Raw genomic sequence first — 3,008 nt, forward strand, 5'->3', positions numbered from 1 at the left:
CCCATGTTGAACGTTTCAGCAAGAGATCCGTGAGGAATTGTTGCTGCAACATGAGATCCACCTAGTGATGGGCAGCGATCTTCAACTCCAACACTGTTGGTGGTGGGGGCAGGGGTGTCGAAAAGCCGGAAGATATAGGTCACACCTGCAGCGATATCACGCACCCGGTAGTGGCCGTCTGCATACGACAACAGCCATGGCCTGCCATCAGCACGGACTTCTGATCCATCCTCCGGTGCGGGTGGGAAGGTCAGCAATGCTCCGTCTGGGGATGCCATGAGTACTTCGTGTTCGCAGATTTCAATGCGCACATCCATCGTCGATACCCACCGTGGACCCAACGCGCGACCAAGCTCATGGTTGGTGTTGGCATTACGGTCAACGGTGATAGGCAAAATACCATCGATGAAGATGTCGGTTTCAAAATCGACCATGTTGCCGGTAGCCATGTCGACTGGTTCAGCTGCAAAGCAGATCTGTTTGCCGCGGGTGACTGTTTTGTAGTAGGACTTGGCAAGCTTTTCATTAGCAATTGCCTTAACCCCGGAGGCTGATTTAAGCGCGGCTTTATTAGCACCTGCTTTCACAGCTGACATTGCTTTATTGCCTGCTTTAGAGGTTTTGTTGGCAATGTTGGCGACTTTGCCGCCGAGTTTTCCGGCTTTGGCTGCCTTCGCGAAAACACCAAGTGGTCCTGCCGTAGCCAGATCAAAGAGAGCTTCGGCCCAACTACAGCCACCAGAGGCAGCAAGCAGCATTTTCAAACCGACTCCCACACCCACCAAAATGGCGCCAAGGACAGGGCACACAAACATAAGGATGCCGCCGATGATTTGAAGCGCGTCAGCAATCAAACTAATGATATCGGCGTGTTCACGCATAAAGGCAGCAAAGTCATCCCATGCTTGCTTAAGCCAGTGTGGGTTTTCTTCGAAACGTTCTTTAGCTTCTTGAGCAATCGCCGCAACTTGGGTGCGCACTTCCCCACCCAGGGAGTCCTTAATACCATTAGCTGCTTGAATATCAGCTTCCCACAGACCTTTAGCCGTTTCATACTTAGCCATCGCTGCAGCAACCTCCGGAGCTGCAGCACCAGCAGTACCAGCTGCTGCTGCTTCAGCCGCGTTGACTTCAGCAACAGCAAGCTGAACCGCCTGATGATGAATACGTGCATCAGCACGCACCGTGCTCATCTGTTTCCTAAACCCCTCAAGAGCACGAGCGTAATGAGCAATAGCATCTGCCACACCAACATGCGCATTACCGGTAGTAGTCAGATTCTTCGGAAAATCACCATTGACCAATTCACGGAACCGGTCACCTTCCGTGCCAACAAAACCACCATCGTTAATGGAACGCATGCTACTTGCAGCAGAAAGCGCTGCTTCACCGAAATCACGCCACCGAGTAGCAGCAGCATGCAAGGTTCCTGGGTTTCCGCCGAGACGAAAATGAGCTGGATCGAAAGTGGCAAACGGGGCCAACGGCAACAAAGGCATGGGTGGAGGTGACCTTTCACAAAGCTTCAAACCCACCTAGTGCAGGTGGCGTGAGACACGTAGAAAACCTAAATTAAGAGGGTTCCCCCACACACGGGGAAACCACAATAGAAAGCAGCGGACTAACTACTGACCAGCAATCGACTGAGAAACACGCGAACGCGTCTCCGAGACCGCAGAAGTATTTTCATCCAAAGCAGAACGCACCTGACCCAAAATGGACTTCAGGTTTTGTGCAGCAGAAGACCATTTACCGTGCACACCACGGTAGGCCTCCTGCTCAGAACCTTCCCACCCAGCGGCAAGTTTCTGCATGTCGGACTCCATCTCCGACAAGGTATTTTCAATGCTGTTCATCACATTGTTGAGATCATCAGCAGCAGCTTGTGCGTGCTCATTGTTATATGCATAGACCGACATTGAAGGCCTCCTTAAATCATGGGGTATCAGGGCGAGGAATATTAGAGGATTGGGCCATTATTGAAATCCATGCCAGCAAAACGCTGCTGCAGCATAGACGTCTGCTCTTCTTCACCAGCCTGGTAATCCTTACCGGCCTGCTCTACACGACCAGTCAACTCCTCAAGCGCGGAGTTAATATGCTCCATATTTTCATGCCAAGCATTAGTCATATTCTCCCAAGCAGCCACAGAGCTGCCCTTCCACGAACTCTTCAACGGCTCAATAGCACTGATGAACTGACCCGCCTGGGTCGTCAACTGGGAATGATTAGCTTGAAGCGACGAAACATGGGTTGAAACTGCTGAATGCTCAACAGACATATTCTGCGAGGACATACACACACTTCCTTTCATACAAAAATTGGGTTTTCAGCTGCCGGAAACTTACCGCGCAACTACCGCGGCGCTGCCCGTGGCAACATTGCTGACCTCTTCATGTGTTGACCGTTCACTTTCAGCGATATAAAAGATGTGATAACTACTTCATCTCATCGAGCGCTTTTTGAATTTCATCGCGCATCATGGTGTTACCCTTATCCACCTCATCAAGAACATGGGCAACATCCTTTAAAATGTTGTTCACCTCATGAGCAGCCTTACGCCACTCCTGTGAAGCAGTGTCATACAAATCCGACTCCGAGCCTTCCCAATCCGGGCGCAAAGCGAGAACATCGCTGTGAATATCCCAGATTGTGCTACGGATGTCCTCCATCACCGTGCGAATATCTCTCGACGACGCATGAGCCGTAGATGTTCTAAACGAAAAAACATCAGACATAATCTTCCTACCCCTCGCCCGCACCAGATAGCTGATTTGCCATGTCTTGCAAAGCATTGGCAGTCTCACTATCAAAAGTGCCAACAGCCTCAGAAATCGTGGCAGACGCCTCAGCAAGAATCGTCACATTCTCCAACAACGTCTTCCGCGACTGCTTCCACTGCTCATAAAAATCCGTCACCGCAGCAGTGATCTGCTCACCATGAACCGAATCAACACCCTCAGAACCAACAGCAGCCGGCTCAACCTCAGAAACCAACTGCTCAATCG

Annotated in this window: 5 protein-coding genes; all 5 read right to left on the reverse strand. The window is 50.9% G+C overall.

Annotated elements, in window-relative coordinates:
* Positions 1 to 1,499, reverse strand: a 1,499-nt coding sequence (locus QP994_RS10920) for a DUF6531 domain-containing protein (protein WP_284866801.1), incomplete at its 3' end; no start/stop codon positions are given.
* 126 nt (positions 1,500 to 1,625) lie between these two features.
* A complete protein-coding gene (locus QP994_RS10925) occupies positions 1,626 to 1,919 on the reverse strand; it encodes a WXG100 family type VII secretion target (RefSeq protein WP_284856440.1) in 294 nt (97 codons plus the stop codon).
* A gap of 41 nt (positions 1,920 to 1,960) precedes the next feature.
* Positions 1,961 to 2,296, reverse strand: coding sequence for a WXG100 family type VII secretion target (locus QP994_RS10930; protein WP_284866802.1), 336 nt, complete (start codon positions 2,294 to 2,296; stop codon positions 1,961 to 1,963).
* Between the two features lie 142 nt (positions 2,297 to 2,438).
* Positions 2,439 to 2,738 carry a WXG100 family type VII secretion target gene (locus tag QP994_RS10935; protein ID WP_284866803.1) on the reverse strand — a complete coding sequence of 100 codons (300 nt, stop codon included), beginning with the start codon at positions 2,736 to 2,738 and terminating at the stop codon, positions 2,439 to 2,441.
* A gap of 7 nt (positions 2,739 to 2,745) precedes the next feature.
* Positions 2,746 to 3,008 (reverse strand): hypothetical protein (locus QP994_RS10940; RefSeq protein WP_284866805.1); only part of this gene is annotated, 263 nt, incomplete at its 5' end.

This window comes from Corynebacterium sp. MSK044, from assembly GCF_030232825.1.
Classification (GTDB): Bacteria; Actinomycetota; Actinomycetes; order Mycobacteriales; family Mycobacteriaceae; genus Corynebacterium.